This is a genomic window from Niabella sp. (assembly GCF_030150205.1).
Taxonomy (GTDB): domain Bacteria; phylum Bacteroidota; class Bacteroidia; order Chitinophagales; family Chitinophagaceae; genus Niabella.
In genome coordinates this window covers 46,839-72,887 of sequence record NZ_JASLGT010000015.1, presented here as the reverse complement: position 1 = coordinate 72,887, position 26,049 = coordinate 46,839, and the positions used below count along the sequence as shown (strand labels likewise).

The window sequence follows — 26,049 nt, the reverse complement described above, 5'->3', positions numbered from 1 at the left end:
TCTTAATGTTATGTAACCGGCAACATCGCAATATGCAAAAAGTACTTATCCTTGAAGACGACCCCGAGTTGGTAGAACTGCTCGAAATTCATTTAAAAGATCTGGGTTGCGATACAACCGCGGTTAACGACGGTCAGGAAGGCTTACGTACCGCAAAGGACCGCCGCTTTGATCTGATTATCCTGGACATCATGCTGCCGGGCCTGAACGGCATGGAAGTATGCAGAAAGCTCCGGCAAACCGACCGGCATACCCCCATCCTGATGTTGACCGCCCTGTCGGAAGAGATCGACAAGATCATGGGGCTGGAAACCGGCGCCGATGATTATCTCACCAAACCTTTCAGCATACGGGAATTCATCGCCCGTGTAAAAGTAATTTTCAGGCGCAATGAAGAATACCCGGCACCGGACGCATTTAATGCTCCATCGGCAGTGATCCGGTTTGACGGACTCGAAATTGACCTGGACAAACGAAAGGTCACCCAAAATGAGCTCCGGGTAGATCTTTCTCCAAAAGAGTTTGACCTGCTGGTATTGCTGGCTTCTAACCCGGGCAAAAGCTATAGCCGCAAACGGTTGCTGAACCTGGTATGGGGCTACGATTTTGAGGGCTATGAACATACGGTAAACAGCCATATCAACCGCCTGCGGGGTAAAATAGAAGCCGATCTTTCAGCACCCAAATATATTTTAACCACCTGGGGCGTGGGCTACCGGTTTAATGAGGAATTATAATGGCAAAAGAAACATCTATAAAAGGCAATTGGTTATTCTGGAAAATTGCCACCGTATTCACCGTCGTACTGGTCCTGCTTGGTCTTGTGTTCGTGTTTATTGCTTCCCGCTTTTCCAGCGCTTACTATACCGCGGCACATCAACAGTTATATGGCGACATTGCGCAACACCTGGCCACGTTTACGCAGCCGATCAAAAATGGCAAGCCAGATACCGCCGTTACGCACGACATTATCCACTCCACCATGGTGGCCAATCCCAGTGTTGAGGTTTACCTGCTGGACACCGCCGGTAACATTACCGATTTTGTAGTACCCGATACCACGGTACAGATCCGCCGGGTGCATATGGTCCCCGTTAAAAAATGGCTGGCCTCCAAAAAAGGTGAACGGCCCATGGGCGACAATCCCAAACAACCCGGGGAACCCGCCATTTTTTCCGTGGCTCCTATCACTGAAAACGGACAACTATCCGGGTATGTATATGCAGTACTGGCCAGCGAAAAACAACGGGAGGTACTGGCAGCACTCAATAACCATTTATACCTCCGCCTGAGTACTTCGATCTTTTTTGCAGCCCTGGTTGTAGCGTTGATTGTAGGATTGATTACCTTCTTTCTTATAACAGAAAGTATACGAAAAACAGCTGCTGTAGTACAACGTTTTAAAGAGGGCGACTATTCCGCCCGTATTGAAGGAAATGCCAGGGGTGAACTGGGCATGCTAACGTCAACCTTTAATGAAATGGCAGACGTAATTGTAAATAATATTGACAAAATAACGGCTACAGATAAATTCAGGCAAGAACTCATCGCCAACATATCGCATGATTTACGTACCCCGCTGTCGATCATGCAGGGGTATATCGAAACCTTAACAATGAAGCAGAAAACGCTCCCGGGTGCAGATAAAGAACGGTACCTGTCTGTGATTCATGCCAGCGCCAAAAAGCTGTCGGCACTGGTAGAGCAACTCTTTCAATATGCCAAACTGGAGGCCAATCTTGTAACACCGGAAAAGGAGCCCTTCTTTATTAACGAACTGGCATCGGATATTTTGATGGCCTACCAGCTGAAGGCAGCCGCACGTTCGATCCACTTAGGTCTCGAATCTGCGCCTAACCTGCCACGAGTATTTGCCGACATCTCGCTTACGGAACGGGTATTTCAAAACCTGTTAGACAATGCGTTCAAATATACTCCCGACGGTGGTTCGATCCGGATCATTTTAACGGAAGCCAACGCCGGCGTAACTGTACAGGTTGTCGACAATGGTATCGGAATTGCCCCCGAAGACCAGGCTTATGTGTTTGAGCGGTATAAGCAATTAGGAAAAGAAACCGCACCTAAAAAAGGGATGGGCATCGGCCTGGCTATCGTAAAAAAAATACTGGAACTACACCACACTGCAATTGATATGGTAAGCGCTCCGGGAAAGGGCACCACGTTCCGGTTTACGATGCCTGCCTGACAACCGCCGTTCAGCCTTTTTTGCAAACCATTTATACGACAAAGTGCTACCTTGCGGAGCCTGGCAGGTCCCACCGCTTTGTATATCTTTGTGGCGGAGCCCGGAATAATTAATTACAGATGAAAAAAAACTACTTAAGAAAATATCATAGTTTTTTAAGATTCAAAAGAAACTTTACCCGGTACAGCATCCGCAAGGTCAAAAGTTATGAAGTCATTTTATACTGGCTGAAAAGCCGGATGAGCCGGACACAGTTTCTTATTCTTTCGGGCATCCTGGTAGGCATTACATCTGGGTTGGCCGGTGTTGCCCTAAAGTCGCTGGTACATCACATTCACTACTTCATCGCCAACAAAATTCATTTTGAATACCAGCTCTTTTTTTACATCATTTTCCCGTTTTTAGGTATTGTACTCACTACCGCAATCGTTATCACTTTTTTCAAAGGCCAGTCCCGTAAAGGGATCGGGGCCATCCTGTACGAGATTGCACAGAACGCCAGCATTGTTTCACCCGTTAAAATGTACTCGCAGGTCATTCAAAGCGCCGTTACTGTAGGGCTGGGCGGTTCTGCCGGTCTCGAAAGCCCGATCGCCGTTACCGGTGCAGCTATCGGATCTAATTTTGCCCAAACTTATAAGCTCCATTATAAAGAGCGTACATTGCTATTGGCAGCGGGAGCCACGGCAGGTATCGCATCGGCCTTTAATGCGCCGATCGCCGGTATCATGTTTGCGTTTGAAATATTACTGACCGGCGTGGTATTCACCGACTTTATCCCATTGGTTGTTGCAGCCGTTTGTGGCAGCCTGGTATCAAAGGTCATTTTACAGGAGGATGCCTTATTCCGGTTTCATGCCCGGGAAGCTTTTAATTACCTCAACACCCTGTATTACCTGGCATTGGGATTACTTACAGCGTTCTATGCCCGGTATTTTCTTCTGATCAGTCAGCAGGTGGAGCATTGGTTCCAAAGGCTGAAGCTTTCAAAAATGCAACGGGCCGTGTTAGGCGGCGCACTGCTCTCTATTTTATGTACTTTATTGCCCCCATTGTTTGGCGAGGGATACGATGCAGTAAAAGCCTTTACCAACGGCCATACGTCTACCTTGCTGCATAATAGTTTTTTTCGCTATTTTAATACGACGGAATGGACGGTGATTCTTTTCCTGGGACTGATCTGCATCCTCAAAGCTTTTGCAACACCTTTTACCTTATTCGGCGGCGGGAACGGGGGAAATTTTGCCCCCTCCTTATTTGCAGGCGGTACGCTGGGCTACCTGTTTGCGTTGCTTTGTAAATTATCCGGGTTTGAGAACGTTCCGGAAACCAACCTGGTGCTGGCAGGAATGGCCGGTGTTATGAGCGGCGTGTTATATGCACCGCTTACCGCCATATTCCTTATCGCAGAATCCAGCTCGGGATACGATCTGTTTATTCCGCTGATGATCGTATCCGTTATTTCCTACCTGGTCGCAAAGCGCTTCTCACCCATCTCTCCCGATCTTAAACAACTCGCCGACGAAGGAAAGATCTTTACCAGGGCGCACGACAAAAACCTGCTGTCGCTGCTTCATATCACCGACATGATCGACAAACAGTCACAACGCCTTTCGCCCGATGCATCATTAAGCACCTTGCTTGAACTGATTAAGACCGGGAATAAAAATATTTTCGCAGTAGTAGATAAGGCCGGACATCTTTCCGGTGTTCTTACACTGGATGATATCCGGCAGGTACTGTTTGCTCCGGATCCCGGATCTATAAAGATCCTTTCGTTTATGAAACCGCCCCCGGCACTTATTTCTATAGATGATACCATGCCACAGGCTGTAAAAGTGTTCGACGAAACGGGCGCCTGGCAGCTACCCGTAGTTGATAAAGAAGAGAAATTTATCGGGTTTATTTCTAAATCAAATATACTCCTCAGTTATCGCAAACTGATGCAGGCCTATTCCGAATAACCGCCCGTGCATAATCATATCATGAGCCGGCCGCTTTTGCACCTTGGTTTCATTATTTTTATTGCGCTGGTTAAAAGAGTTAAATACCTTTGCAGGTAATGAAATCCTGGGCATTCCTGTACGGCTTTTATATACTGGCCATATCCATGTGGCCCTGCAATGATGCCTATGCCCGAAGCACCGGTTCTAAGTTGGCAGTAGTTGCATCCGGTACACATCACCACAAAGCAGCCGCCAACGATGTCTGCAGTCCGCTTTGCAGCTGCCATTGTTGCAATACGGCCGCATCTCCCGCTTTTCAATGTGTAAAGTTCAGTACAGCCACTCCCCTGGTTAAAATAAATAAATTTCCGGTGTGGCAGTTTGCTGCTGCAGCCGGTTATTATGGAACCATCTGGCAGCCGCCCCGGTTGCTGCCAGGCATTTATACCATTGCACCCAAAGCAGCAGCCCTGCAGTAATTAACTGAAGCGATACACATAAGTTATTTGCAGATGGGCTTCATCCATACAACCCGCAATCATTTCCTATTCGCAAAAGCAAGTCAACATGGAAAAAACCAGCATCAATTTAGATCTGCTCCTGCCGGAAATTCCGGATGAGCGGGACCGCTGCGTGGCCCGGATCATCAGCGATCTTCAATATAAAAGAGGCATCGACAAAATACACGTTATTCCCGCCGGGGAAAATCAGAAGGCACAACTTTGTTTTCATTATAACCCTGCACAAATTTCGCTGAATGAAGTAGAACAGATTGCAGAAAAGGCCGGCGCAGCAATGACCGAACGTTACGGGCATTTGCTCATCAATACCACCGGGGTTCGCCACCCGCGCCATGCCCGCATCATTGAAGCCTCACTTAAAAGGCAAAAGGGCGTACAATATATTTCAGTAGCCGGTACCGGATTTATACAACTGGAATATAATAAAGAAACAACAACGGCTAAGCACCTGCTTCAGCAGATCAGAAAAGAAGGGCTCAGCATCCGGAGTGTAGAGGATTTTCATACCCACGCCAAAAAATCCGGGAAGGAAACGCATCAACATCATGATCATGAGGCCGGAGCACATGAGCACCAGCACGGTGGCGTTTTTGGCGAAAAAACAGAGTTGATCTTCGCTCTCATTTGCGGAGCCCTGCTGGGGGCCGGTTTTGGCTTATCTTTTGTAAACGGCATGCCTGCGGTTATTCCTGTTGGCTGTTATGTTGCGGCTTACTTCTTTGGAGGTTTTTACACCACCAGGGAGGCCATTGAGGGCATCAGCAAGGGCGCCTTTGAGATCGACTTTCTCATGCTGGTAGCCGCCATTGGTGCTGCGGCATTAGGGCAATGGGCAGAAGGAGCCCTATTGCTTTTCTTATTCAGCCTGGGACATTCCCTGGAACATTATGCGATGGAAAAAGCAAAAAAATCCATTGCAGCCCTGGCCAGCCTGGCGCCCAAAACGGCATTATTAAAAACGGGTGATACCATTAAAGAAGTAACCATTGAGGCGTTAAAACAAGGCGACATCATTGTGGTGAAGCCCAATTCAAAAATTGCCGCCGATGGAATAGTGATCAAAGGCAGCAGCAGTGTAAACCAGGCGCCCATTACCGGCGAAAGCATTCCGGTGGATAAGGTACCGGTACCCGATCCGGGTATTGCCCCCGGACAGGCCGGTAAGCTGGAGCCACAATACAAGGTATTTGCGGGTTCTATCAATGGCAGCGCAACGCTTGAAGTAAAGGTAACCCGGATTGCCGCAGACAGTACCATTGCGCGCCTGGTAAAGCTGGTAAATGAAGCCCAGACACAAAAATCGCCCACGCAGAATTTCACCGATAAGCTGGAAAAATATTACGTTCCGGCAGTGCTCATTTTGGTAGTGCTCCTGCTGTTCGCCTTCCTGGTCATCAACGAACCCTTTAGCGCCAGTTTTTACCGGGCGATGGCTGTACTGGTAGCCGCAAGTCCCTGTGCCCTGGCGATAGCAACACCCAGCGCTGTGTTAAGCGGTGTGGCAAGAGCGGCAAGAGGCGGCGTATTGATCAAGGGCGGCAAGCCATTGGAAGAACTGGGAGCACTTTCGGCTATTGCGTTTGATAAAACCGGTACCCTTACCGAAGGCCGGCCAACACTCACCGGTGTATATCCGCTTAACGGCATCACGGCGGAGCAGCTCCTGGAAATTGTCATCGCAGTAGAAAAACTAAGCGATCATCCCCTGGCCGCAGCCATTGTAAAAGGCGGCACCGAACGGTTGAAAAGAGACGTAGCTGCAGCAGCAAATGTTACAGCCATCCAGGGCAGAGGCATTCAGGCCGATCATAATGGCAGCGTGATCCATATAGGTAATAAAGAATTGTTCATTGAAAAAAACAAGCAGCTTCCGGATGATATAAAAACAACGGCAGAAGAACTGGAGGGAAAGGGCCATACAACGATGCTCGTACAACAGGATAACCGGTACATTGGCATGATCACCCTGATGGATGTAGCCCGGAATGATGCCAAAGAAACCCTTGCACAACTCACACAGTCGGGCATCCGGAAAATGATCATGTTAACCGGAGATAATCAAAAAGTAGCCGAAGCCATTGCAAAGGAAATTGGCATTACCGAAGCCTGGGGCAACCTGCTGCCGGAACAAAAAGTAGCGGCCATCGAAAAATTACGGACCACCGAAAAAAGTATTGCTATGGTAGGCGACGGCGTAAACGATGCCCCGGCCATGGCAAAAAGCACGGTGGGTATTGCTATGGGTGCCGCCGGCAGTGATGTAGCCCTGGAAACCGCAGATATTGCCCTGATGGCTGATAAACTGGGCAACCTTCCGTTTGCGATCGGCTTAAGCAGAAAGGCCCGTGGCATCATCCGGCAGAACCTGGTCTTAAGCCTGGGCATGGTGGTCATACTCATTCCGCTTACCATCCTGGGCATTGCGGATATCGGGCCCGCGGTTATCGGGCACGAAGGATCTACCCTTGTAGTGGTGTTTAATGCGCTGCGTTTACTGGGCTATAAAAAATAATATATAAGTTCTGTGTAAAATCCGCTGGAAATACAGCACAGATTGCACGGAGATGCAGCTATGTCTGTAGCGGCTATTCCGCAGCCCCATGAAGGTTTTACGCAGATGGCGTGAACGATCAGCGAAGACCCGCGGAAAAATTTCTATGTTCATATTTAAGTACCTTCCGGCCCTATGCAGTCGTTGATCCATTATTTTTTGCACTTTATTTTTCCCGGTATCCTTGCTTTTACCTGTTTCCGGAAAAACTGGCTTAAGATTTATCTGCTCCTGGTATTAACCATGCTGGTAGACCTGGATCACCTGCTGGCAACACCCGTGTTTGACGCCTGCCGTTGCAGTATCAATTTCCATCCGCTTCACCGTTACTGGGCCATCGGCGTGTATGTGCTGCTGCTGCTCTTTCGCAGCACCCGGATCATTGCACTGGGCCTTCTGTTACATATGGGAGCGGATGCACTGGATTGCATTTTAAGCCGGCTCCATTGTGGTTAACCTTGCTCTTTGCATCATCGCATGCATACTCAGATCACACGGCCACGGCACGCGCATTGTCCCCTGCCAAAGCCGCAGCATCTATTGTATTTTTTCATCGGGAAAGGGCACGGCCTTACCTGTTAATTTTTCAACCGGCATTTGCGCGGAACGTTCTTTTAGTATTTGACCAAAGATCCGCGCCAGCTTTTTTACCTGCTCTTTTTCCACGCCCACCAGATCCCGGGCCTCCCGGATATCGTTCGAAAGATCATACAGTTCAAAAGCCTGGGTACGCATCCGGTAAACCAGCTTCCAGTTGCCGTAACGCATCGCCGTATAATAATTGATGCCCAGGGTTGCTTCTTCATCCGGACCGATATGGATCCATTTATTGGGATAGTGAAAAACCAGGGGCCGCGGAGGTACGGCCTGCTGCGCCGTTTTCAAAAGCGGTACAAAACTGCGGCCATCCACCGGCTGAACAATACGCCCCTTGCCAGCCTGCGCAATTTCCAGGATGGAAGGAAAGAAATCTTCAATAATCACCGGAGTTGCATTTACCGTACCCGGCCGAACCACACCCGGCCATTTAACGATCATCGGCTCCCGGATGCCGCCTTCATAAACCGATCCCTTTCCGGAGCGAAGCGGATAATTATGCGTATTCGCCGCACCTCCACGCTGATGATGATCCAGCCCTCCGTTATCGCTCATAAAAATGACCACCGTATTGCCGGCCACACCTTTTTGTTGCAGATAATTCATCAGGTCGCCCAAACTCTTATCCATACCTTCCAGCAAGCTGGCATAAGCCGCTTCTGTACTATCTAATCCAGCATCATAATATTTCTGAACAAAGCGTGGATCGGCCATAATGGGTGTGTGCACCGCATACTGGCACATATTTAAATAAAAGGGTTCTTTCCTGCGGATCGGAGTTTCCAGGGCCTTTATAGCTTCGCGGGTTAGTGCTTCCGTTAAAAAAGTGTTGGTATCATAATATTCTTCCAGGTCCGGAACCGCCTGCAGTTGCGCTTTCCCGGGCATATTACCATAATGCTGTTCCGATAAATAACTTTGGGGATGCCCACCAGCATGCCCTGCAATATTCACCATAAAGCCCAGGTTATAAGGGTTGGCACCGGGTGTACCGGCCGCGCCCCAATGCGCCTTGCCTACCTGGATGGTATAATACCCGGCCTCTTTTAGCAATTGTGGAAAGGTGGTGGCATAAACCGCATGCGCTGTGCCCGGTACATTGCTTAAACCATTCCGGTTCCAGTTTAACGGGCTAAACAGCGCATCACCCGCATCCGAATCAACATTCTTATTGGGCGATGTCCAGTTGGTAACCCGGGTACGTGCCGCGTTCATACCCGTCAGCATACTGGTACGCGATGGGGTGCAAACCGGCTGCGCATACGCATTGGTAAACTTTACCCCTTCAGCCGCAAGCCGCTTCATATTGGGCGTATGGTACCGTTGATTCAATGGCATAACACTATCAGCAAAAGGAACCGATGTATCCATCCATCCCATATCATCTACCAAAAACACAATAATATTAGGACGGGCACTCTTTTGTGCGATACTATTTACCCCCGGCAAAGCCATCAAAAGCAGCAGGATGATCCTTTTCATTTGCATATTGTTTGTTGTGATGTCAACCGGATATCCACCCAGGCAGGCTGGTACTGTTTTTCCGGAGATCAAGATACGATCTGCCGCTGAATTGTACCCGCTTATTTTTAACCGGCCTCCGGTGCAGGATGGTCCCGCTCCTAAAAAATCCACCGGCATCAAAACCGCTGCAAAAATCCGGAACAAAAAATACCCGGACCTTCATCTTGTCCGGGTATTATTGCAGGCCGTTTTCTATATCCCCGTTCCAGGCAGGATCTCAACGTCGTTTTATCGACATTAGCTTACAGCTGGGCTAAAGAAAACGGTCATTCATCGAATACCTTCACAAACCACGCACCGTACCATTTGAGCGTACTATTTTTGTTATGGTTTAGAGGGCTAAGAGTGGGTTACGTAATCTTTCCAGACCATCGTATTCCCCTCTTTTTTTATTTTCCGGCAGCTGCTATTTATTGCAGGCCTTCTTCTTCAGGAACCGGAACTCATTTTTTCTTTTTTGTTTTCTGAGGTTCCGACACATCAAATACTTTTTCCAGTTCGCGGGTAGGTGTTGATACAGGTCCTTTCATTTCTTCCTGTGGATCCGTCTTGTGCAAGGTTTCCGGATCCGGCTTAATGTCCGGTTTTTTTTCGGTCTTTTTCTTTGCCATAATAATTGTTTTAACATGGTGCTGAAAAAATAAAACAAATTACCGGCCAGCTTTTCATACCAGTCATCCGTACCAATTTATAAACAGGTCATCCTTCATACAACATCCTTCACACTTCATTCTGGTATACAAATTGTTGCAGCTTTCTGGTATAAACCATTATCCGGCCTCATTTTTCACCCTTTAAATTGAAATTCCATGCCGCTGAAAAAAACGATCCGCAAAGCAAGAAAAGATAAGCGGGAAGGCAAATCGCCCTCCACACAGGCCGGCGAATTTGTACATGCTGAAATTGAAAAGATCCGCAGGCATGAGCATGGCGCCCGTTCTGCCAGGCAGGCGATTGCCATCGGTTTATCTGAGGCAAGACGGGCAGGTGTAGACCTGAAGCCCCCGAAAAAAGGAACGGTATCAGAAAAAACAAGAAAAAGTGCTGCAAGCGCTTATAAGAAAGGACAGGCACATGAGCCGGTATCAGCCGTGCGCTCCGCTGCAAGAAAAAAAGCTTTGAAAAAAGAAAGCACGGCAGCGGCATCCTCAAAGGCACTGTCGCAGCAAGCCAGTACCGCCGCCCGGAAACGCTCCGCCACGGCACGTTCGGCCGCAGCAAAAAAGGCAGCGGAAACAAAAGGACCGGAGGAACGTTCCAGGGCGGCCCGGAAAGCTGCACGAACAAGGGCCCGGCAACATTAAATGATTGAACCGGAAAAAATCCGAACCGGTATTGGAACAACGCAGGGCATAAGGGGAAACAGGACCTCAAAATGGGAAATTTTTACCCACAAAAAGGCAGATCAACGGCCTGGCAACTGTTTCATCGGATGCAGGGATGTTATAACCCTTAACACATAAATCTCCTAAGTTATTTGTTTTAAAAAAAGCAAATCCGGATCGCGGTAAACGCCTCCATCCGGTGCTCCGCCATTCTTCCCTAAACCGTTTCTATTCATGAGCGATACCATCCATAGCCTCAGCGCAACAGGTATTTATCCGCCTCAAAAAAGCGCTCACAAGGAAACCTTTATCACGAAATACATTTTCAGCCAGGATCATAAAATGATCTCCAAACAATTTCTTATCACCGGCATTATATGGGCCATAATCGGCGGAGCTTTTTCCGTACTATTCCGTTTACAACTCGGCTTCCCTAACCAAAGCTTTCCCGTTCTTGAAACCTTATTCGGACACTGGGCTAAAGGTGGTATTATAAAACCCGAATTCTATTATGCATTGATCACTATGCATGGCACCGTGCTCATCTTCTTTGTATTAACGGCGGGTTTAAGCGGTACATTTGCCAACCTGCTTATCCCGTTGCAAATAGGCGCCCGTGATATGGCTTCTCCCCTGCTGAACATGCTTTCCTACTGGGCCTTTTTTACGGCAAGCGTTATCATGGCCTGCTCCCTGTTTCTTCAAACGGGTCCTGCCTCCGGCGGGTGGACCACCTATCCGCCCTTAAGCGCCCTGGGTGCGGCGTCCCTTGGTTCTAAGTCCGGAATGGATTACTGGATCATTGCTATGATCTTCTTTGTAGCCTCCTCCCTTTTAGGGGGCCTTAATTATATCTCCACTATTTTAAATATGCGCACCAAAGGAATGCAAATGGTACGACTGCCGCTTACCATCTGGGGATTGTTATTTACCGCCATCCTCAGTGTTTTATCGTTTCCGGTTTTGCTATCCGCGCTGATATTGCTGTTGTTTGACCGGCACTTAAATACCAGCTTCTACCTGAGCGCGATTTATATAGCCGGTCACCCCCTTTCAAACGAGGGCGGAAATGCGGTGCTTTTCCAGCATCTATTCTGGTTTCTGGGGCATCCGGAGGTATACGTCATCATTTTGCCGGTGATGGGTATTGCATCGGAAGTGATTGCTGTGCATGCACGAAAACCGGTCTTTGGGTATACCGCAATGGTGGCCTCCCTGGCCGCCATTTGTATATTATCCTTCCTTGTTTGGGCACACCATATGTTTGTTACCGGGTTAAATCCGTTTATCGGTTCTGTATTTGTTTTGTTTACATTGCTCATTGCCCTGCCTTCCGCCATAAAAGTATTTAACTGGCTTACCACACTCTGGCGGGGTAATATCCGTTTCACACCCGCCATGTTATTTGCGATTGGTTTTGTAAGTTTATTTATTTCCGGGGGATTAACCGGCATCTTCCTGGGAAATTCCACCATCGATATTTATTTGCACGACACCTTGTTTTTGGTAGCCCATTTTCACCTTGTAATGGGTGTTTCCGCTTTTTTTGGAATGTTCGCCGGCATTTATCACTGGTTTCCTAAAATGTATGGCCGGTTTATGAATAATACCCTGGGTTATATTCATTTTTGGATAACGCTGGCAGGCGCTTATCTTATTTTCTGGCCCATGCATTACCAGGGCCTCGCAGGCGTGCCCCGCCGCTACCTCGATAAAAGCAGCTGGGTTAGTTTTAACCAGTTTCATGGTGTGGAAATGATGATCACCGTTGTAACCATTATCGTGTTCTCCATCCAGCTGATGTTTGTGTTCAATTTCTTTTACTCTGTTTATAAAGGAAGACCTGTTCGTACATTAAACCCCTGGAATGCCACTACACTGGAGTGGACAACCCCTATACGGCCGGTACATGGTAACTGGGAAGATGAAATACCGGAAGTTTATCGCTGGCCTTATGATTATGGAAAGGATGGGATCGACTTTATTCCGCAAACAAGCCCGGGAGATGATACGGAGCCGTAAACGAAAAACGAACCGGATCGGTGATAGCTGCTGCTGTATTTTTCCTGCAGATAGGCTGTATTCCTTTATCTCAGTGAAATCTGTGCCTGTATTCCCGCGGATTGCCGCTGATAACTTCGCAGATTCTCCGCTGATAAGATCCGATGCTTGATCCCGCGTCATCTATAGGAACTTTTGCACGCTTATTAACACAGATCAATTGTGTTCCCCCGGTAAAAAAATAGACCCCTGTGGAAACAGGGGTCGCAACCAAAACTAACTGCTTATGAGAAAATTTAAATTCTTATTTTAATATTCCATTAAATTAAACCTTGTCTCCTATAAACGCCTGTGTAAATCGATTATTGTGCTGTGTGGGAAATTTTTAGATTTTTTTTGCATGGAAACATAAATTTCTGATGCATATAAGCAGAAAAATCCGGAATTTCGCGACCGATTATTGATATGGAGCATTTTTTTGAATTACCGGTGCAGTACAAAAGTGAGGAATTGCTATTGAAGGGCCGGCTTGTGACATTTGCTTATTCCTACAAATTTTATGTAGTTGTTAACGGGCATGAGCTCACTTTTGAACGGGATGACGAGCAGGAGTTCCGCGTGCTCAATGAATACACCGATGGCCATCCGCAAATTGACCCGGAGCTGGTGGCACAGATCCTTGCCGTGCTTCAAAAATTACAATCAGTATAGGCCGGTATTTTTCTTTCCTTTCTTCGAAGCGAAAACTCCAGGTATATGAAAGCGTTACTGCTTCCGGGGCTTGTATGATGACGTAAAGATTTCTCCGCTGCGGTGCCAAATGACAACACCTTGTCACCCTGACAAATAATGACGGAGGCTACCTTTGCGCTGCCTTCCATTTTTTATACGGCTCCCGCATACAATGCCCACAGGGACGATAGCCCAGGGCCAGCGCCTCTGCTTCATCTGTAAAAAAGACCCGGTGTTCCAATTTCATTTTCTTACCGGAAGCGCAGCTCAGCAATCCATAGACCCGGGCCTTTTTATAACCGGCGAATTGAATATGACCGCTGCGGATCAATTTCCGGGTTTGTCTGTTGCGTTCCTCCGGGTGCTTTCCCAGATCTTTATGATACAGCATGGCTGGTTTTTCTCAACTATTTGTTTAGCTAAGTCCGTCGTGGAAGATGATTCCCAGGCTATACCGGCTACCTCCGTGCAGCGGGCTTACACCATGCTTCATAGGTACCCGGTAGTATCCTTTGCTTCCTTTTACAGGGCGAAAATTGGTGGTAAAAAGAACCATATCACCCAGGCTGGGCCTCATTCATTTTTTGTCAATACCTCCCTGACAATCACAAAGCCTTTATCGTGTAACACCGCCGTGATCGACGGCCAGTCGCGTTTCAATAGCTTCCATAATCCTGTTATTTATGCAGGTAAAGATCGCCCGGAGGGCAAACCTGTCCAACCCGAAACTTGCGTTCTTTAAAAAACCGGGAAGGACCGGATTGCGAACCACCCTCATCTTTAATCAACAGCCGGCACCATGTTTGGGATTTATAAAAGATGCAACGCCGCTATTAGCAAACCGGTTCATTCAACCAGCCTGTTCAATCCTGCTCGAGGTAACTTCGAAGACGTTAGGGTATTAAAATACGTGAAGCGGTCATTTGCAGAAAAAGCCGCCACGCAGTAGTTGGTGCTGTATATCTTTCTTATAACTCCGCCCTTGTTTCCGCAAAAACACCGGGGTTTTATAGTGCTTCAGCTGCTGAAATTATTCAGTCTTTAGGATCGGCTGCGTCCCCATTCCCCTTCAATAATTCGGCACGACGCGCTTCCACTGCTGCGAGAAACTGTACTGCCGCTTCCAGTTCAGCCGTTACCACCTCCAGCTGCATCTCCTTTGTAAGCAGTGCCACCGGGTTGTAATAATCCAGGCGCCGTTCCAGCTGCAGCATCCGTAATTGCATTTTCGCTATTTTATAGCGGTACTTGTCAGCCTGGGAGCCGTCGCCGGTTACAGACAAGCGTACATGGAATACCGCCAGTTCCTGTTCCAGGTTACTAAGAGCCTCTGTGGCTTTGGAAACTGCGCGGGAATGCACTTCCAACCGGTGTTCCAACCGGAGCTTTTTATACTTCTGGCGTTCGGCTTTTGCCGATATACTGTTGAAGACAACATCACATTCGGTGACCGTTGACAGCAGCATTAGTATATCCATGGCCATAACGATTCATTTAAGGTTAAACATTATAATAAATATACAATTATTTAACACTGAAAACAAATAAATATTGGCTACACTAAGGAGTATTTATCGAAAGATAGTGCAAGCCTGTTCTTATCTTTTTAACCGTTTATAAACGGCTACGCACAGAGCTATGAAGACCGTCAGGCAAAATACTGACCAGGCAAGGTAAGAAAGAGCAGGTGTAAGCGCCATTGTTGATTCCTTTCTGCTAAATTAAGGAATCATTCAATAGCAATAAAGAACGCCGGAGTACGGCTATTTAATGCAGAACCTGTTCAAGGATCCGGCCGGAAGATAAAAAACGCGCCCAAACTACCGGCACCGCATTGGGGCTTCGGCTTTATTTCCGGGTCATGTGGCGACAACTGCGGGCATTTCATCGAATAAATAAAAAACAATATATTATCCATACTACTTTTATCACGGTTTAGAGGGCTTAAGAGGGCTACAGGATCTTTCCAGATCATCGTATTCCCTCTTATTTTTTTGTCCCGGCCCGCTGGTACTGCCCAGGTTATCGCCTGACGGCCAGATCGCTTTTTTCCACTGCTATTACCGGCAAAAACAGGTATCGAAGGTAAAAGTTCCCCATTCGCAAACACATTGGTATATTTGTAATGTATGATGCTGTTTAATACCAAAACCATGATTTCACTGGAATTATTTTTTTAACAGAAACCGTTTTTATGAAACCCCAACCACGGATCACCACTTTACAGGAATTGGACCAGCATAGATCCTGTAAAACGGCTCCCGCATTTATGTTCACCGGCATCCCCAGCAATACGTTTCTCCGCAAAACCGATAGTTCCTTTTACACCTACTAAAACAAACACATGCAAGCAACACTTTTAAACCTGGACCAACACCTTTCCACCCGGAGGCCCGGGTTCTATGCCGATTTACGGACTTCATTAAAAGAACCCGATTTTGATGTGCTGGAACGGCAGTATAAACGGAAAATTTCCCCGGAGATCCGGGCGCTTTATCAATGGAAAAACGGGCAGCAGGAACGTTCCTTTGATACATTTGTTAATAATACCACTTTTCTTCCCTTGCAGGAAGCCCTGGAAACCGCAAACACCCTTTCGGGAATGATCGGGTTTGATTTCCGGATCAAAAACTGGTGGAATGAGGCCTGGCTGCCGATTTTTCACAACGGTGGCGGCGATTATATCTGTTTTGATGCTGATGGTATTTTTACCGGGCAGCAGGGGCAGCTGCTTGAGTTCTGGCATGCGGATAACAACCGCAATATTATTGCCCCCTCGCTTAAAGCCTTCCTGCAATCCTTAACCCGGTATTATACGGTTACTCCTCCGGAAGCATTTGACGACTATTTTGAGATTGATCTTCCCGAGGGTTTTCCCCGGCGCTTCAGCGTAAAATGATCCGAACCATTCAATACCGGGTTTAAATGACCACCATTGCGTAAGGCAACATCAGTGTTTACAAACGGGGGTATTACTCCCGATCGAACTTTTGGATCTTCCATGGAGCAGGTAATCCTTTAATATAAAGTGCCGCAAGTGCTCTTGCAAAAGTGGGCAGCAACTCTCCGTCATTGGACATAACAATAAACGTATATCCTTCCTTCCTGAACCTCAAAATATCGCAAAGGCCCGGACCGCCGCTATGTCCCGTGTATTGTATGTCCTTTTCCCGCTCAAGGATCCAGCCGGCCTTTGTATATTGCGACACTTTGCCCTGCATACTGTCTCTGGTATAAAGATAGGGCTGTGCAAATGATTGGGGGAAGAGCGTAGCACGATCCAGGCCCAGTACCCAATTGGTCAGATCATAAAGGGAAGCAAAATACCCTCCCGCAGTATAGGTAAACTGCGGGTATAAAAATTTATATGGAACAATTTCCGCTTTAGCCTTGTAGTAGGTCGTTACCTTTTGACGCATCATTTTTGAGCTAACGATACTCCCGGATTTCGTTTCCATATCAAAGCCGCCATCCGTCATTCCCAGGGGTATCAGTACTTCTTCCCTTAACAACTCGGGAAAACTCTTTCCGCCGATCTTTTCAAGGATATATCCCAGTAACATAAAGTCCATTTGCGCATAATGCTGCCCGGTGCCTGGAGTATACTCTAACGTGGAATCTTTTAATGCCCGCACTACTGCGGCCGTTGAAAGGTAGGGATCTCCCGAAAAATTTCTTAGTCCGCTCGAATGAGTGATCAGATGTTTTATTTTTATCGGCTGCCATGCCACAGGAATACTATCGATATATTTAGACACCGGATCTTCCAGTGAAAGCCGCCGCTCAAAAAGCATTTTTATCAACAAGGTTGAGGTTAACAACTTCGTGCAGGATGCTATCTGAAAATCAGAATGAACGGATAAAGGCGTTTGCCATTCCAGATTACCAAATCCATATGTTTTCTGATGTACGACTTTTCCATTCTTTATAACCGCTACCGCCATACCCGGTATTTCCAGTTCCTTCATCCTGGCCCTCACAAATGCGTCAATATCCGTCCCGGATGGAACATTTTTAACTTGTCCCGACGCCGTCATTGCCAACAACGCCTGTAATAAGAACCCCATCAACACTCCGCCCGTTTTGCTCCTGACAAACTGCTGGTGGCCGCTCAACATATGGTTTGGTTTCCGGGTGAATGGACGGCCAGATGTTTTGCATCTTTTAAAATATAATTGTTTCATACCGGGATCATTTATATGTTCGAAAATCATTCGTATTCATATTTGTTGCGTTCTTTGCTGCAGCAATCATTTTCAATCAAAATAACTGTCTGGGGGTTAATCCGCCGGCAACACGATATCCGGTGTTGCTACCACAAAGCCCGAGTGCAGCAAAAGGCCCGCTGTTCCGGGCGCCGTTTCCCCGGAAAACAACAGGTAGCCATAATAAAACCGGTTATTCTTTGTTATGCGCACGGCAACCGATTTCCGGTGCTGGTTGTTAAAGGCGCCCTGCCAAACCGGCGGCTCTGTTGATGATGCCACCAGCATTTCAATCAGCACCGAATTTCCGGGCTGCCATTTGAACCCATCGGTTTCCTGGATAGCCGCTTTTTGTCCGCCGCCCCAAAGCACCGGCGTTTCATTCCTTTCATTGCCTGTTTTGGCCGTACCAAGGGCGGTCAGTTTAAACCGTGCCCTTGTGCGCCCCTCAATATACTCCAGGGCTATTGCGATCCTGAAATCGTTTTCTCCATCTTTATCCAGGTCTACCGTAACCGGGCTCAAATAGGTAACCGGTATATTCCACTCCGTTTTGATGGTATCCGGTTGCGGCTCCGGCCTGGGAGGCAGGGCCTCTTTTTTTGATCCGGAACAGGCACCTGCCAAACAGGCGCAGATAAAGCATACAGCGATAGTTGTAATGGTCTTCATTTTTTTATACGGTACCCGGTTGTTTAAAACAGCCTGAGCAGTTGCGGATCCAGCAGCTCCGCTAAATCAGGTGATCGGAGTATAAAAATACGCCGCCGCCGTGTGCCGATCTTCCGCTGTTGCATGAATCGCAATTTTTAATGTATGAACCGGCATGAAAGCAGGTCTGACCTATTCTTCCAATTCACCGCTCAAAATATCATTTCATTACAGGAAACAGGCTCTTCATTCAACCGTTCAAACAATCATGACAGCAAACCGTTACTTTTATATCGTAAATGACTTTAAAGAAAATACCCGAAATATGCATTACAAAAAACTGCTGCAGGCCGCACTCATGCTATTACTCTTGGGATGTAAGAAGGACCCGGAAAACAGGAAGGAACCTCCGGCTCAAATGATCTATACCGATTTTACCAGCCAGCCGGTGCTGATCAGGGAGGGAACGCCGGCATTTGAGCTGGATATCGACGGCGACGGGACTAAGGATTTCGCCTTTAAGGGACAACACGTTCAGGAGCCGGAGCACAGCTATACGTTTATTTATGTAGATCCGCTGACCGAACAGGCCCACCAGCAAGCCATTACCACGCAGGCCTGCGCCTTTACCCCCAACGCGTCCATTCGCCTGCAGATTGAAACCGGTAGTACACATTATTGGTCTAATTCCAGGGGCATACTGACCGAAACCGAACATTTCCCGGACCGGCAGGAACGCGACGGACAGTTTATAGGCGCAGCGCCCGGTTACCTTGCGGTAAAAGTAAAACGGGGCGGCAATACTTACCTGGGCTGGATCGCGCTGCGTCACCAGGTGGAAGCCGGTATCGACCGGATCTATATTCTCAGGGCCGCTATCAGCAAGCAGCCGGATACCGCTGTCATTGCGGGGGTATGATATACGTTTATGGGTGGTGCATATCGATACGATCGCCACATGGGATCATGCGCATGAAGCACCAACAGCGTTCGCATACTAAATCGGATTATTTGGGTGCAATTCAAATTTTAGCTGCATTTGAACCACATAGTAGCATAGATTGCATAGCGTTTCACATAGCATATCTATATGGCTTCATCTATTGCGCCCTACTTTTCCTATGTGGTTCAAATAAAATAGTAGCCGAATGCGAAATTTGAATTGCATCCGATTATTTGCCAGGCATTGGAACCCCTTTCGTATATTTAGCTTTGGATCCATACACCCATGACACACCCAGCAAATACCAGTCGGTTCCTTTTTGGCCTTGCAGCTTCTGTAACCATGCTGCTTAGCAGTGTAATGGCCTTTTTGAACCTGGGTGAATTTTACAATATAAAAATACGCCGGCAGTACAGCGGCTATCCTTTTGGCAGCGAAGGTCCCGTGCCTTATTATTACAAAACGCCGGCACTGTACGCGAACGTACAGCTGGCCTGGGGACTTATTTTCCTATTGGTGTTCCTATGCTCCGTTCGGGCCACTGGTAAAAGACAAAGGCAAAAAATATTACTACTGCTGGGCATGACTATATTGCTGCTGCTGGTCTTGTTGATCCAGGGACAGGTTGCAGATTGATCTATCAATAAACGATCATGCGGTGGATATTACTTTCGGATAGTTGCGCCCGGTATCCCTGGGGCAGCCATCGGCAAAATCACAGTCGGCATACAACGCTGCATTTCTTTTTACATGAATAGTTATTACAGGCCAAAAAGATAAGCGGCTAAGAAGTAACGGGGTGGCACAGGTCGGCGATCGCACCTGGCTATGCTACAGACCCGCGCTAGATGGCTTCGCTACAGACCTGCGCTAGAATGGGCAGATCACTCTACCGGCCTACAGCACCACATTTCTTTTTACATGAATAGTTCTTACAGGGTTAAGGAGTAACGAAATTGCACAGGTCAGCTCTCGCACTCAGCCTTGTTACAGACCTGCGCTAGATGGGGGTCCCCGGTTAAGATCGATACTAACGTATATTCAGCGTCTTTTTCATACGAAACAAAGGTCCTTCACTTCCTAAATAATTTTCCTTTTTTAAGCCCATGCATCAAACCAAAAAATAACGGGCTATATAACCCGCTTCAAAGCAACACTACATAAAAACCTCTTGGATCTAAAAAGTATACGCCATTCATCTCGATCGTCTTCACATAAACCTCGCAATCATTTTCGGATGCTGCAACGGAAAATTCTACCCGTTTTTCACCTGCCGCAAGTATGTAACGATGTTCCCCTACTTTAAAATCATAGGTATTGACATACTTCAGGGTATCATTGCCATAAACTGCCACAGGATACATCTTTCCGGACGGATCCACTACTTTTATATCGGCATCCTTCAATTTTCCACTCGCCAACAGATCTTCCTGCGTTTGCCCGTCAATAATCCTGAAAAGAATATTGGGTGGCAGCACCACACAATGTTTGGGACAGCCATAACAAGGTAAAAGGAGAAGGATCGTAAAAAATAATAAAGGTTTCATAACGGTTGCGTTTTGGTATCCGGACACGAATTTAATAATATCGTAGCGAATAAGTGTACGTAAACTATTGAAGCACTATTTCCACGAAAATGCTGACGGTAACGATTCACCGGGAGCAAAAGACCACCTATATGAACCCGGCGCGTCAAAATTACCAGATCTGCGGGGATTGGCCTGATCTTGGTAGCATAAAAAACGGCGGCCCAGGTTCTTTTATGGAAGCCGGGCAGGACCTGAAATACCGGTAACTTAAAATACATTTTTATGACTCCAGACGATGAGGTACTCAATGATCTGCTCCGTATCAATGCCGACCGTATTGCAGGGTATCAGCGGGCAATTGCGGAATTGCAGGACGCGGAAGATAGTGATCTGCGGAGCCTGTTTCAACGCTATATTGAAAACAGCAAGCTCTTTATAACCGAACTAACCACCACTTTAGAAAAAATGGAACTACCGGTAAGCACCGGCAATACTGTTATGGGAAAAATTTACCGGACCTGGATGGAGATCAAAGCTTTTTTTACGGGTGATGAACGGCAAACGATCCTCAACAGCTGTGAGGCGATGGAAGACGCTGTAAAGAAGGCCTATGAAAGCGCATTAAATGAACCCGGCTTATCTCCGGAAGCATTTGAGCTGATTGTAGCGCAAAACAATCAATTGCTGAAAGCCCATTTCCAGGTAAAAAGATTGCGGGATTCCTGAAAAGCAATATCTTTAGATCGATCCTACCATCCACTCCTAAACAGTATTGTACCATGAAGGCTAGTGCAGGTATCTTATTATACAAAAAGAACGGCGCAGACCTTTTATTTTTCCTGGTGCACCCCGGAGGTCCTTTCTGGAAAAACAAAGATACCGGCGCCTGGTCTATACCCAAAGGAGAATTATTGCCCGATGAAGAACCTCTTGCCCGTGCGCGGATCGAATTTGAAGAAGAAACCGGACAAGCCATCGATGGTACCTTTTTACCGCTCACCCCGGTAAAACAAAAAAGCGGGAAAATAGTATTCGCCTGGGCGGTATATGGAGATATCGATCCGGCGGTATTACATAGCAATTATTTCCCGCTTGAATGGCCTCCCAAATCCGGAAAAGAGATCCAGGTGCCGGAAGTGGATCAATGGGCCTGGTTTGCGGCGGAAGAAGCAAAACGCCGGATCAACCCTGCCCAGGCAGCCTTTATCCTTGAAACGATTGACCGGGTTCATAACGGGAAGGAATGAATATTCTAAACACCATTTTATTTATCATATGCGGACCGTTGGCACCGGCGGCATTGTAACGAACAACCGGTTCCCAAATACCCAGCTATATCCTATCTCGTAGACACATCCTTTGAAATGGATAAAGAAGAACATGAATGGCCTAATTGGTTTTACGCTGAAGCAGCCATATCTTTAGTCTATTAAGAATATAGTTCAACTCAATGCGCGGTCATCTTCCGGATAAAATCTACTTCTGCTTGTTTATACGGCGTGCCGTCTTTTCTGAAAATATCGTGAAACCAAAGTACGGGTTCCGCATCGTACGCTTTTGTCCAGCTGTCCCAGGCGTAGATTGTTTGCGACTTACCGGCCACAAATCCCCAATTGATCATTCCCACTTTATATTTTTTTGCGATGGGCAGAAAGGTTTCAAAGGTACTGCCATTTGGCCGGGCCATATATTCTGTACAAATGATAGGGCGGTGATACCGTTGCAACCATTGAATCTTTTTGTCAAACAGCTCCGGCTGGTCGTAGGAATGAAAGGTAATGATATCCGATTCTTCCAGCTGCAGTTTATCAATGGGACGCAGATGGGCCTCAGACCAATCGCCACCGGCCCATATACCGGAGGTGAGCGGCTGTGAAGGATTAACGGCACGTGCCCATTCAAACACCTTCTTCAGCAAGGGTAATACGTAGGCTATTTTATCGGGCAACTCTAATTTATCGTAGGATGGAACATTCCGGTTATCCGGTTCGTTCCATACATCCCATGCCAGGATCCGCCTGTCTTTTCCGAATGTGCGCAGCAGGTCTTTTACATAGGTTTCGAGCCGGCTATAACCGGCCGTGTCTTTTAAAGCCTTCAAACCCGGACTTTGCACCCAACCGGAATTATGTACATGCGGGCGCGGTGCCCGCTGCGTTTCCCACCGGGGATAGGGATCCCAGCAGGAATCAAAAATGGTCAGCAGCAATTTGATCCCTTGTCTTTCTGCCAGGTTCAGCAACAGATCCAACCGCTTAAAAAAGCCATCCCGGTCGTGCTGGTACAACAGATCATGCAGGTACACCCGCATGGTATTCATCCCCAACGACCGTGCATAGGCGAACTCCCGGCTAATGGTAACAGCATCAAAGCTTTCCTCCCGGAACATCTCCAATTGATTGATGGCCGTGCTGGGTAAAAAATTGGCCCCTACCAGCCAGCGCTGCTTTGCATACCAGGAGGCAGCCTGCTTTTCGGTCCACCGGGCGCGTCCCTGCGCTGCTGCACCCGGAAGCAATAGGATGCTGATGCATACCATGATCCCCATCGTTCTTAACATGTTTTTTCCATACCGGAAGAAAGCCGTTCGTTTCATATTCGTTTTAAAGATTTAACAGACCTGCGGGCTGGTTTCACCAGGATCGCGTCTCAAAAAAAGTTACAGTAACTTACTGCTTCACTAAAACACCGGACCATCAGCGGTGGCAGCGGAGGGTATATCATTTTCGATAAAAGGCCAGCCTTCAGCATCCCATTTAATGGGGTCAATCATCAGCGCCCTTAAATTCAGGGTATTGCTTCCTACGGGAACCGTTGCGTTGTTCCGTTCCATGGCATGGTAAACAAACCATTCCGTTCCGTTCTTATCGCTTATGATCTGTGCATTGTGCCCCGGGCCCACAAAGCGGTCGCTGGCTTTTAAGAACACGGTGCCCACACCCATGGAAGCCGCGATATCTTTATTATTCCGGTCGAGATAAGGCCCTTCCAACCGCGTAGCACGGGCAACCCGCACATGATAGGTTGAATTGACGCCATCACAACAACCTCCGCGGGAACCAAAGAAATAATAGTACCCGTTCTTTTTATAGATCATTACGCCTTCAAAATCGGAAGCAGCTATTTTGGTGATCTTTTTTATATCGGCCACCGCGCGTCCGTCTGCGGTTAGTTCGGTTAAAAAAGTACCCCATTGCGTTTGCGTACCCACATTCAGGTTATAACTGCCCCAAAGCAGGTATTTTTTCCCGTTTTCTTCAAAATAGGTAGGGTCTATTGAATTCCGGACATCCACTTCGCCCGATAAAAATATCTTACCGGCATCCACAAATGGACCGGCCGGACTACTGGCAATGGCCAGGCCGATACCAGGGTTCACATCAAAAAAAGACGACAGGGCATAATACATATAATACTTCCCATCCACATAATTTACATCGGGTGCCCATACGCCCACGCCCGTGCCTGTTTTCCATGCCGGTGTAGTAGTAAACGCATCTCTTGCATACGTCCAGTTAACCAGGTCTTTTGACCGGATAACCGCAACAATATGGCTTTTCCCATCCGGCCAGGTATCGGCGGTACCGTAAGCAAAGAACTCCCCGGAAACGGGATCCCGGAACACAGAAGGGTCTGCCAGTACGGGTTTAAAAACCGGGTTGCTGTATTTGGACAGGTATCCAAACAATGCTTTATTGGAAACAAAAAAACCGTTGCGCGCTGTTATATACACTGCCCGTGCACCCGCCGGCACAATTACGCTGAGCCGGTCTGCTGCAACAGTGATCACCCGGGCTTCTACGGTTCCAAAATCCACGCGCGTATCCTTTGTAAAATTCTTACCAAGGATCGCAATCGTATCACCTGCGTTTGCATTTTTGTTAGAAACGTCATCGATGGCCGGCACACCGGCGGTATGCTCCTGCACAATGTCGGTGGTAACCGGCTTTTCATTACAGGAATAAAAAAATGCAACCGCAACCGTATAAAAGAGGATCCGTTTATTCATTGCTGCTTATTGTTATAATGCTTTGTAAAATTCTTCCAGATTGAAATTCCGGTACCGGATCACATCCCCATTGGGTTTATAACAGATCAGATCGTTTTGATTCACCGAAAACATCCGTACATATTTATCCAGGAACCCATCCCCTACCTTGGTTACCGTTGACAAGGCCACGTTTACGGGCATATCCGGATCCCCCAAACGGTACGCCAGCAGCCCCCAGGAATGACTGCTTAAGATGACACCTCTGATAACGGCTTGCCCGCGGTGATCATAACTAAAATCCGTGCGCACAACTCTTCCACCGCTAAAGCCACTGCCATTATAGACATTGAGGTTCCAGTTGGTTGCCGTGTTGGTAAACAGCCCCACCGACATGCTTGGGTTGGGTCCCATATACCACCGGTCTCCGGCACCCCGCACCCAGGACTCGGGCACAGTTATGATCCTTACGGGGTCTGTTGCAGCGGGGGCCTGGCCTGCGGCTGCAGCCCCTGCATTCATCCGGTAAACACCCCATCCGCCGGATAGGTTGGCCGTAAGATAAACCAGCCGGTCAAAACCACTGAACCAGATGCCAAAGACTTTATCGGGCGTTAACCCGGAATATATTTTAGTGGGGTTTCCCAGCACCTTATTATCATTCGATGCCAGGGGATACACCCACAGATCACCGGATGCATCCCGCATCATCAGGTCGCCATAATAATCATTCAGGATAGTTCCGGGGTTCTTCAGCGCCGGAATATTGCCGATCAATTCCCCCTGGGGAAAACCTACCAGGCGGAAGATATAATACAACCTGTTTTTCCGCAGATCTACTTTTGCGGCGGTATCCGTTGCAGAAAAAGCAACCGGAAGGATATAGTCGGTATACGGCTTCAATTTTTGAGTATGGATGGTGAGCGGAAGCCGCTGGGTTACGGATTCCCCTGCTTTTAGAACAGCCTGCCCGCCGATACTGTAGCTTTCCTCCGGCAGCCGGATATAGCTGGTTCTATTTTGGATATTATAGGCATCTACATCGGCCTGCGGAAGCGCCGCAACCGTAAGGTCGAGGTCTTTTGTAAACGGCGTGGTACCGCCTTTGCTGATGCTGTAATAAAAAACGGTGTCCGGCAACGGGGATATATAAAGCTTCTTTTTTACCGAATCCGCTGCAAATGCATCGGTGAGGTATAGCCGGTCATACACCTGGAGCACACCGGTGTCCCGGTCGTCCGGAAGGGTTTCCTTGGCGCATGAAACAACACTAACCATTCCCAGCCCCGCAAGGATCAGCATTACAAAGGATTTTAACCGAATGAACATG

27 protein-coding genes are annotated in these 26,049 nt (G+C 47.6%); 16 read left to right on the top strand and 11 right to left on the bottom strand.

What is annotated here, in order from left to right; genetic code table 11:
- Positions 1–32 precede the first annotated feature (32 nt).
- The 6 genes from Q1V85_RS12890 (at position 33) to Q1V85_RS12865 (ending at position 7,680) form a co-directional block, all read left to right on the top strand.
- Complete coding sequence (locus tag Q1V85_RS12890; protein ID WP_300600546.1) at positions 33–737, top strand: response regulator transcription factor; 705 nt, start codon at positions 33–35, stop codon at positions 735–737.
- Positions 737–2,206: a HAMP domain-containing sensor histidine kinase gene (locus tag Q1V85_RS12885; RefSeq protein WP_300600544.1), complete on the top strand. Its 1,470-nt coding sequence runs from the start codon at positions 737–739 to the stop codon at positions 2,204–2,206. The genes Q1V85_RS12890 and Q1V85_RS12885 overlap by 1 nt, the downstream gene beginning before the upstream one ends.
- A 119-nt stretch (positions 2,207–2,325) precedes the next feature.
- Positions 2,326–4,170 carry a chloride channel protein gene (locus tag Q1V85_RS12880; RefSeq protein ID WP_300600542.1) on the top strand — a complete coding sequence of 615 codons (1,845 nt, stop codon included), beginning with the start codon at positions 2,326–2,328 and terminating at the stop codon, positions 4,168–4,170.
- Positions 4,171–4,268: 98 nt separating this feature from the next.
- Positions 4,269–4,631, top strand: coding sequence for a DUF6660 family protein (locus tag Q1V85_RS12875; protein WP_300600540.1), 363 nt, complete (start codon positions 4,269–4,271; stop codon positions 4,629–4,631).
- Positions 4,632–4,719: 88 nt separating this feature from the next.
- Positions 4,720–7,185, top strand: a complete 2,466-nt coding sequence (locus tag Q1V85_RS12870) for a heavy metal translocating P-type ATPase (protein WP_300600538.1) — start codon at positions 4,720–4,722, stop codon at positions 7,183–7,185.
- A 174-nt stretch (positions 7,186–7,359) separates the two neighbouring features.
- Entirely contained in the window at positions 7,360–7,680 is a 321-nt protein-coding gene (locus Q1V85_RS12865) for a DUF6122 family protein (RefSeq protein WP_300600536.1), read from the top strand.
- A gap of 81 nt (positions 7,681–7,761) precedes the next feature.
- Here Q1V85_RS12865 and Q1V85_RS12860 read toward each other — a convergent pair whose 3' ends face one another.
- Together Q1V85_RS12860 and Q1V85_RS12855 are read right to left on the bottom strand one after the other, a co-directional pair.
- On the bottom strand, positions 7,762–9,303 hold the full coding sequence (locus Q1V85_RS12860) for a sulfatase (protein WP_300600535.1): 1,542 nt from the start codon (positions 9,301–9,303) through the stop codon (positions 7,762–7,764).
- A gap of 485 nt (positions 9,304–9,788) precedes the next feature.
- The gene (locus tag Q1V85_RS12855; RefSeq protein WP_300600534.1) at positions 9,789–9,956 is read right to left on the bottom strand and encodes a hypothetical protein; all 168 of its coding nucleotides are present in this window, start codon (positions 9,954–9,956) and stop codon (positions 9,789–9,791) included.
- Between the two features lie 198 nt (positions 9,957–10,154).
- Between Q1V85_RS12855 and Q1V85_RS12850 the strand changes: the two genes are divergently transcribed.
- The 3 genes from Q1V85_RS12850 to Q1V85_RS12840 all read left to right on the top strand — a co-directional run bounded on the left by Q1V85_RS12850 (position 10,155) and on the right by Q1V85_RS12840 (position 13,382).
- Positions 10,155–10,649, top strand: coding sequence for a DUF6496 domain-containing protein (locus Q1V85_RS12850; protein ID WP_300600532.1), 495 nt, complete (start codon positions 10,155–10,157; stop codon positions 10,647–10,649).
- 255 nt (positions 10,650–10,904) lie between these two features.
- Positions 10,905–12,692, top strand: a complete 1,788-nt coding sequence (locus Q1V85_RS12845; RefSeq protein ID WP_300600530.1) for a cbb3-type cytochrome c oxidase subunit I — start codon at positions 10,905–10,907, stop codon at positions 12,690–12,692.
- A 444-nt stretch (positions 12,693–13,136) separates the two neighbouring features.
- A complete protein-coding gene (locus Q1V85_RS12840) occupies positions 13,137–13,382 on the top strand; it encodes a hypothetical protein (protein ID WP_300600528.1) in 246 nt (81 codons plus the stop codon).
- 148 nt (positions 13,383–13,530) lie between these two features.
- Here Q1V85_RS12840 and Q1V85_RS12835 read toward each other — a convergent pair whose 3' ends face one another.
- The 3 genes from Q1V85_RS12835 to Q1V85_RS12825 form a co-directional block, all read right to left on the bottom strand.
- Positions 13,531–13,794, bottom strand: coding sequence for an Ada metal-binding domain-containing protein (locus tag Q1V85_RS12835; protein WP_300600526.1), 264 nt, complete (start codon positions 13,792–13,794; stop codon positions 13,531–13,533).
- Positions 13,795–13,818: 24 nt separating this feature from the next.
- The gene (locus Q1V85_RS12830; RefSeq protein ID WP_300600524.1) at positions 13,819–13,980 is read right to left on the bottom strand and encodes a 2OG-Fe(II) oxygenase; all 162 of its coding nucleotides are present in this window, start codon (positions 13,978–13,980) and stop codon (positions 13,819–13,821) included.
- Between the two features lie 457 nt (positions 13,981–14,437).
- Positions 14,438–14,887, bottom strand: coding sequence for a hypothetical protein (locus Q1V85_RS12825; protein WP_300600522.1), 450 nt, complete (start codon positions 14,885–14,887; stop codon positions 14,438–14,440).
- Between the two features lie 710 nt (positions 14,888–15,597).
- Between Q1V85_RS12825 and Q1V85_RS12820 the strand changes: the two genes are divergently transcribed.
- Entirely contained in the window at positions 15,598–15,738 is a 141-nt protein-coding gene (locus Q1V85_RS12820; RefSeq protein WP_300600520.1) for a hypothetical protein, read from the top strand.
- 9 nt (positions 15,739–15,747) lie between these two features.
- Entirely contained in the window at positions 15,748–16,302 is a 555-nt protein-coding gene (locus tag Q1V85_RS12815) for an SMI1/KNR4 family protein (RefSeq protein ID WP_300600517.1), read from the top strand.
- Between the two features lie 73 nt (positions 16,303–16,375).
- Here Q1V85_RS12815 and Q1V85_RS12810 read toward each other — a convergent pair whose 3' ends face one another.
- Positions 16,376–17,587, bottom strand: coding sequence for a serine hydrolase domain-containing protein (locus Q1V85_RS12810; RefSeq protein WP_300600515.1), 1,212 nt, complete (start codon positions 17,585–17,587; stop codon positions 16,376–16,378).
- Positions 17,588–17,683: 96 nt separating this feature from the next.
- Positions 17,684–18,280 carry a hypothetical protein gene (locus tag Q1V85_RS12805; protein WP_300600514.1) on the bottom strand — a complete coding sequence of 199 codons (597 nt, stop codon included), beginning with the start codon at positions 18,278–18,280 and terminating at the stop codon, positions 17,684–17,686.
- Between the two features lie 304 nt (positions 18,281–18,584).
- Between Q1V85_RS12805 and Q1V85_RS12800 the strand changes: the two genes are divergently transcribed.
- On the top strand, positions 18,585–19,178 hold the full coding sequence (locus tag Q1V85_RS12800) for a hypothetical protein (protein WP_300600512.1): 594 nt from the start codon (positions 18,585–18,587) through the stop codon (positions 19,176–19,178).
- Positions 19,179–19,487: 309 nt separating this feature from the next.
- Positions 19,488–19,838, top strand: a complete 351-nt coding sequence (locus tag Q1V85_RS12795; RefSeq protein WP_300600510.1) for a hypothetical protein — start codon at positions 19,488–19,490, stop codon at positions 19,836–19,838.
- Between the two features lie 509 nt (positions 19,839–20,347).
- On the opposite strand, the gene Q1V85_RS12790 is transcribed toward Q1V85_RS12795, so the two are convergent.
- On the bottom strand, positions 20,348–20,749 hold the full coding sequence (locus tag Q1V85_RS12790; RefSeq protein WP_300600508.1) for a hypothetical protein: 402 nt from the start codon (positions 20,747–20,749) through the stop codon (positions 20,348–20,350).
- A gap of 89 nt (positions 20,750–20,838) precedes the next feature.
- Here Q1V85_RS12790 and Q1V85_RS12785 point away from each other — a divergent pair, with 89 nt between their 5' ends.
- The 3 genes from Q1V85_RS12785 to Q1V85_RS12775 are packed head-to-tail and all read left to right on the top strand — an operon-like array spanning position 20,839 to position 21,978.
- Entirely contained in the window at positions 20,839–20,997 is a 159-nt protein-coding gene (locus Q1V85_RS12785; protein WP_300600506.1) for a hypothetical protein, read from the top strand.
- A gap of 16 nt (positions 20,998–21,013) precedes the next feature.
- Entirely contained in the window at positions 21,014–21,457 is a 444-nt protein-coding gene (locus Q1V85_RS12780; RefSeq protein ID WP_300600504.1) for a PA2169 family four-helix-bundle protein, read from the top strand.
- Positions 21,458–21,510: 53 nt separating this feature from the next.
- Positions 21,511–21,978: an NUDIX domain-containing protein gene (locus Q1V85_RS12775; protein WP_300600502.1), complete on the top strand. Its 468-nt coding sequence runs from the start codon at positions 21,511–21,513 to the stop codon at positions 21,976–21,978.
- Between the two features lie 200 nt (positions 21,979–22,178).
- On the opposite strand, the gene Q1V85_RS12770 is transcribed toward Q1V85_RS12775, so the two are convergent.
- From Q1V85_RS12770 to Q1V85_RS12760, 3 genes are all read right to left on the bottom strand, one after another.
- Positions 22,179–23,327: a cellulase family glycosylhydrolase gene (locus tag Q1V85_RS12770; protein ID WP_300600501.1), complete on the bottom strand. Its 1,149-nt coding sequence runs from the start codon at positions 23,325–23,327 to the stop codon at positions 22,179–22,181.
- Between the two features lie 84 nt (positions 23,328–23,411).
- Positions 23,412–24,740, bottom strand: coding sequence for a family 43 glycosylhydrolase (locus Q1V85_RS12765; protein WP_300600499.1), 1,329 nt, complete (start codon positions 24,738–24,740; stop codon positions 23,412–23,414).
- Positions 24,741–24,752: 12 nt separating this feature from the next.
- Positions 24,753–26,048, bottom strand: a complete 1,296-nt coding sequence (locus tag Q1V85_RS12760) for a DUF1735 domain-containing protein (protein WP_300600497.1) — start codon at positions 26,046–26,048, stop codon at positions 24,753–24,755.
- Position 26,049 lies beyond the last annotated feature (1 nt).

Coding starts and splice junctions, on each gene's coding strand:
- Q1V85_RS12890 (WP_300600546.1), top strand. CDS start 33: ATGCAAAAAGTACTTATCCTTGAAGACGACCCCGAGTTGGTAGAACTG.
- Q1V85_RS12885 (WP_300600544.1), top strand. CDS start 737: ATGGCAAAAGAAACATCTATAAAAGGCAATTGGTTATTCTGGAAAATT.
- Q1V85_RS12880 (WP_300600542.1), top strand. CDS start 2,326: ATGAAAAAAAACTACTTAAGAAAATATCATAGTTTTTTAAGATTCAAA.
- Q1V85_RS12875 (WP_300600540.1), top strand. CDS start 4,269: ATGAAATCCTGGGCATTCCTGTACGGCTTTTATATACTGGCCATATCC.
- Q1V85_RS12870 (WP_300600538.1), top strand. CDS start 4,720: ATGGAAAAAACCAGCATCAATTTAGATCTGCTCCTGCCGGAAATTCCG.
- Q1V85_RS12865 (WP_300600536.1), top strand. CDS start 7,360: ATGCAGTCGTTGATCCATTATTTTTTGCACTTTATTTTTCCCGGTATC.
- Q1V85_RS12860 (WP_300600535.1), bottom strand. CDS start 9,303: ATGAAAAGGATCATCCTGCTGCTTTTGATGGCTTTGCCGGGGGTAAAT.
- Q1V85_RS12855 (WP_300600534.1), bottom strand. CDS start 9,956: ATGGCAAAGAAAAAGACCGAAAAAAAACCGGACATTAAGCCGGATCCG.
- Q1V85_RS12850 (WP_300600532.1), top strand. CDS start 10,155: ATGCCGCTGAAAAAAACGATCCGCAAAGCAAGAAAAGATAAGCGGGAA.
- Q1V85_RS12845 (WP_300600530.1), top strand. CDS start 10,905: ATGAGCGATACCATCCATAGCCTCAGCGCAACAGGTATTTATCCGCCT.
- Q1V85_RS12840 (WP_300600528.1), top strand. CDS start 13,137: ATGGAGCATTTTTTTGAATTACCGGTGCAGTACAAAAGTGAGGAATTG.
- Q1V85_RS12835 (WP_300600526.1), bottom strand. CDS start 13,794: ATGCTGTATCATAAAGATCTGGGAAAGCACCCGGAGGAACGCAACAGA.
- Q1V85_RS12830 (WP_300600524.1), bottom strand. CDS start 13,980: ATGAGGCCCAGCCTGGGTGATATGGTTCTTTTTACCACCAATTTTCGC.
- Q1V85_RS12825 (WP_300600522.1), bottom strand. CDS start 14,887: ATGGCCATGGATATACTAATGCTGCTGTCAACGGTCACCGAATGTGAT.
- Q1V85_RS12820 (WP_300600520.1), top strand. CDS start 15,598: ATGAAACCCCAACCACGGATCACCACTTTACAGGAATTGGACCAGCAT.
- Q1V85_RS12815 (WP_300600517.1), top strand. CDS start 15,748: ATGCAAGCAACACTTTTAAACCTGGACCAACACCTTTCCACCCGGAGG.
- Q1V85_RS12810 (WP_300600515.1), bottom strand. CDS start 17,587: ATGAAACAATTATATTTTAAAAGATGCAAAACATCTGGCCGTCCATTC.
- Q1V85_RS12805 (WP_300600514.1), bottom strand. CDS start 18,280: ATGAAGACCATTACAACTATCGCTGTATGCTTTATCTGCGCCTGTTTG.
- Q1V85_RS12800 (WP_300600512.1), top strand. CDS start 18,585: ATGCATTACAAAAAACTGCTGCAGGCCGCACTCATGCTATTACTCTTG.
- Q1V85_RS12795 (WP_300600510.1), top strand. CDS start 19,488: ATGACACACCCAGCAAATACCAGTCGGTTCCTTTTTGGCCTTGCAGCT.
- Q1V85_RS12790 (WP_300600508.1), bottom strand. CDS start 20,749: ATGAAACCTTTATTATTTTTTACGATCCTTCTCCTTTTACCTTGTTAT.
- Q1V85_RS12785 (WP_300600506.1), top strand. CDS start 20,839: ATGCTGACGGTAACGATTCACCGGGAGCAAAAGACCACCTATATGAAC.
- Q1V85_RS12780 (WP_300600504.1), top strand. CDS start 21,014: ATGACTCCAGACGATGAGGTACTCAATGATCTGCTCCGTATCAATGCC.
- Q1V85_RS12775 (WP_300600502.1), top strand. CDS start 21,511: ATGAAGGCTAGTGCAGGTATCTTATTATACAAAAAGAACGGCGCAGAC.
- Q1V85_RS12770 (WP_300600501.1), bottom strand. CDS start 23,327: ATGAAACGAACGGCTTTCTTCCGGTATGGAAAAAACATGTTAAGAACG.
- Q1V85_RS12765 (WP_300600499.1), bottom strand. CDS start 24,740: ATGAATAAACGGATCCTCTTTTATACGGTTGCGGTTGCATTTTTTTAT.
- Q1V85_RS12760 (WP_300600497.1), bottom strand. CDS start 26,048: ATGTTCATTCGGTTAAAATCCTTTGTAATGCTGATCCTTGCGGGGCTG.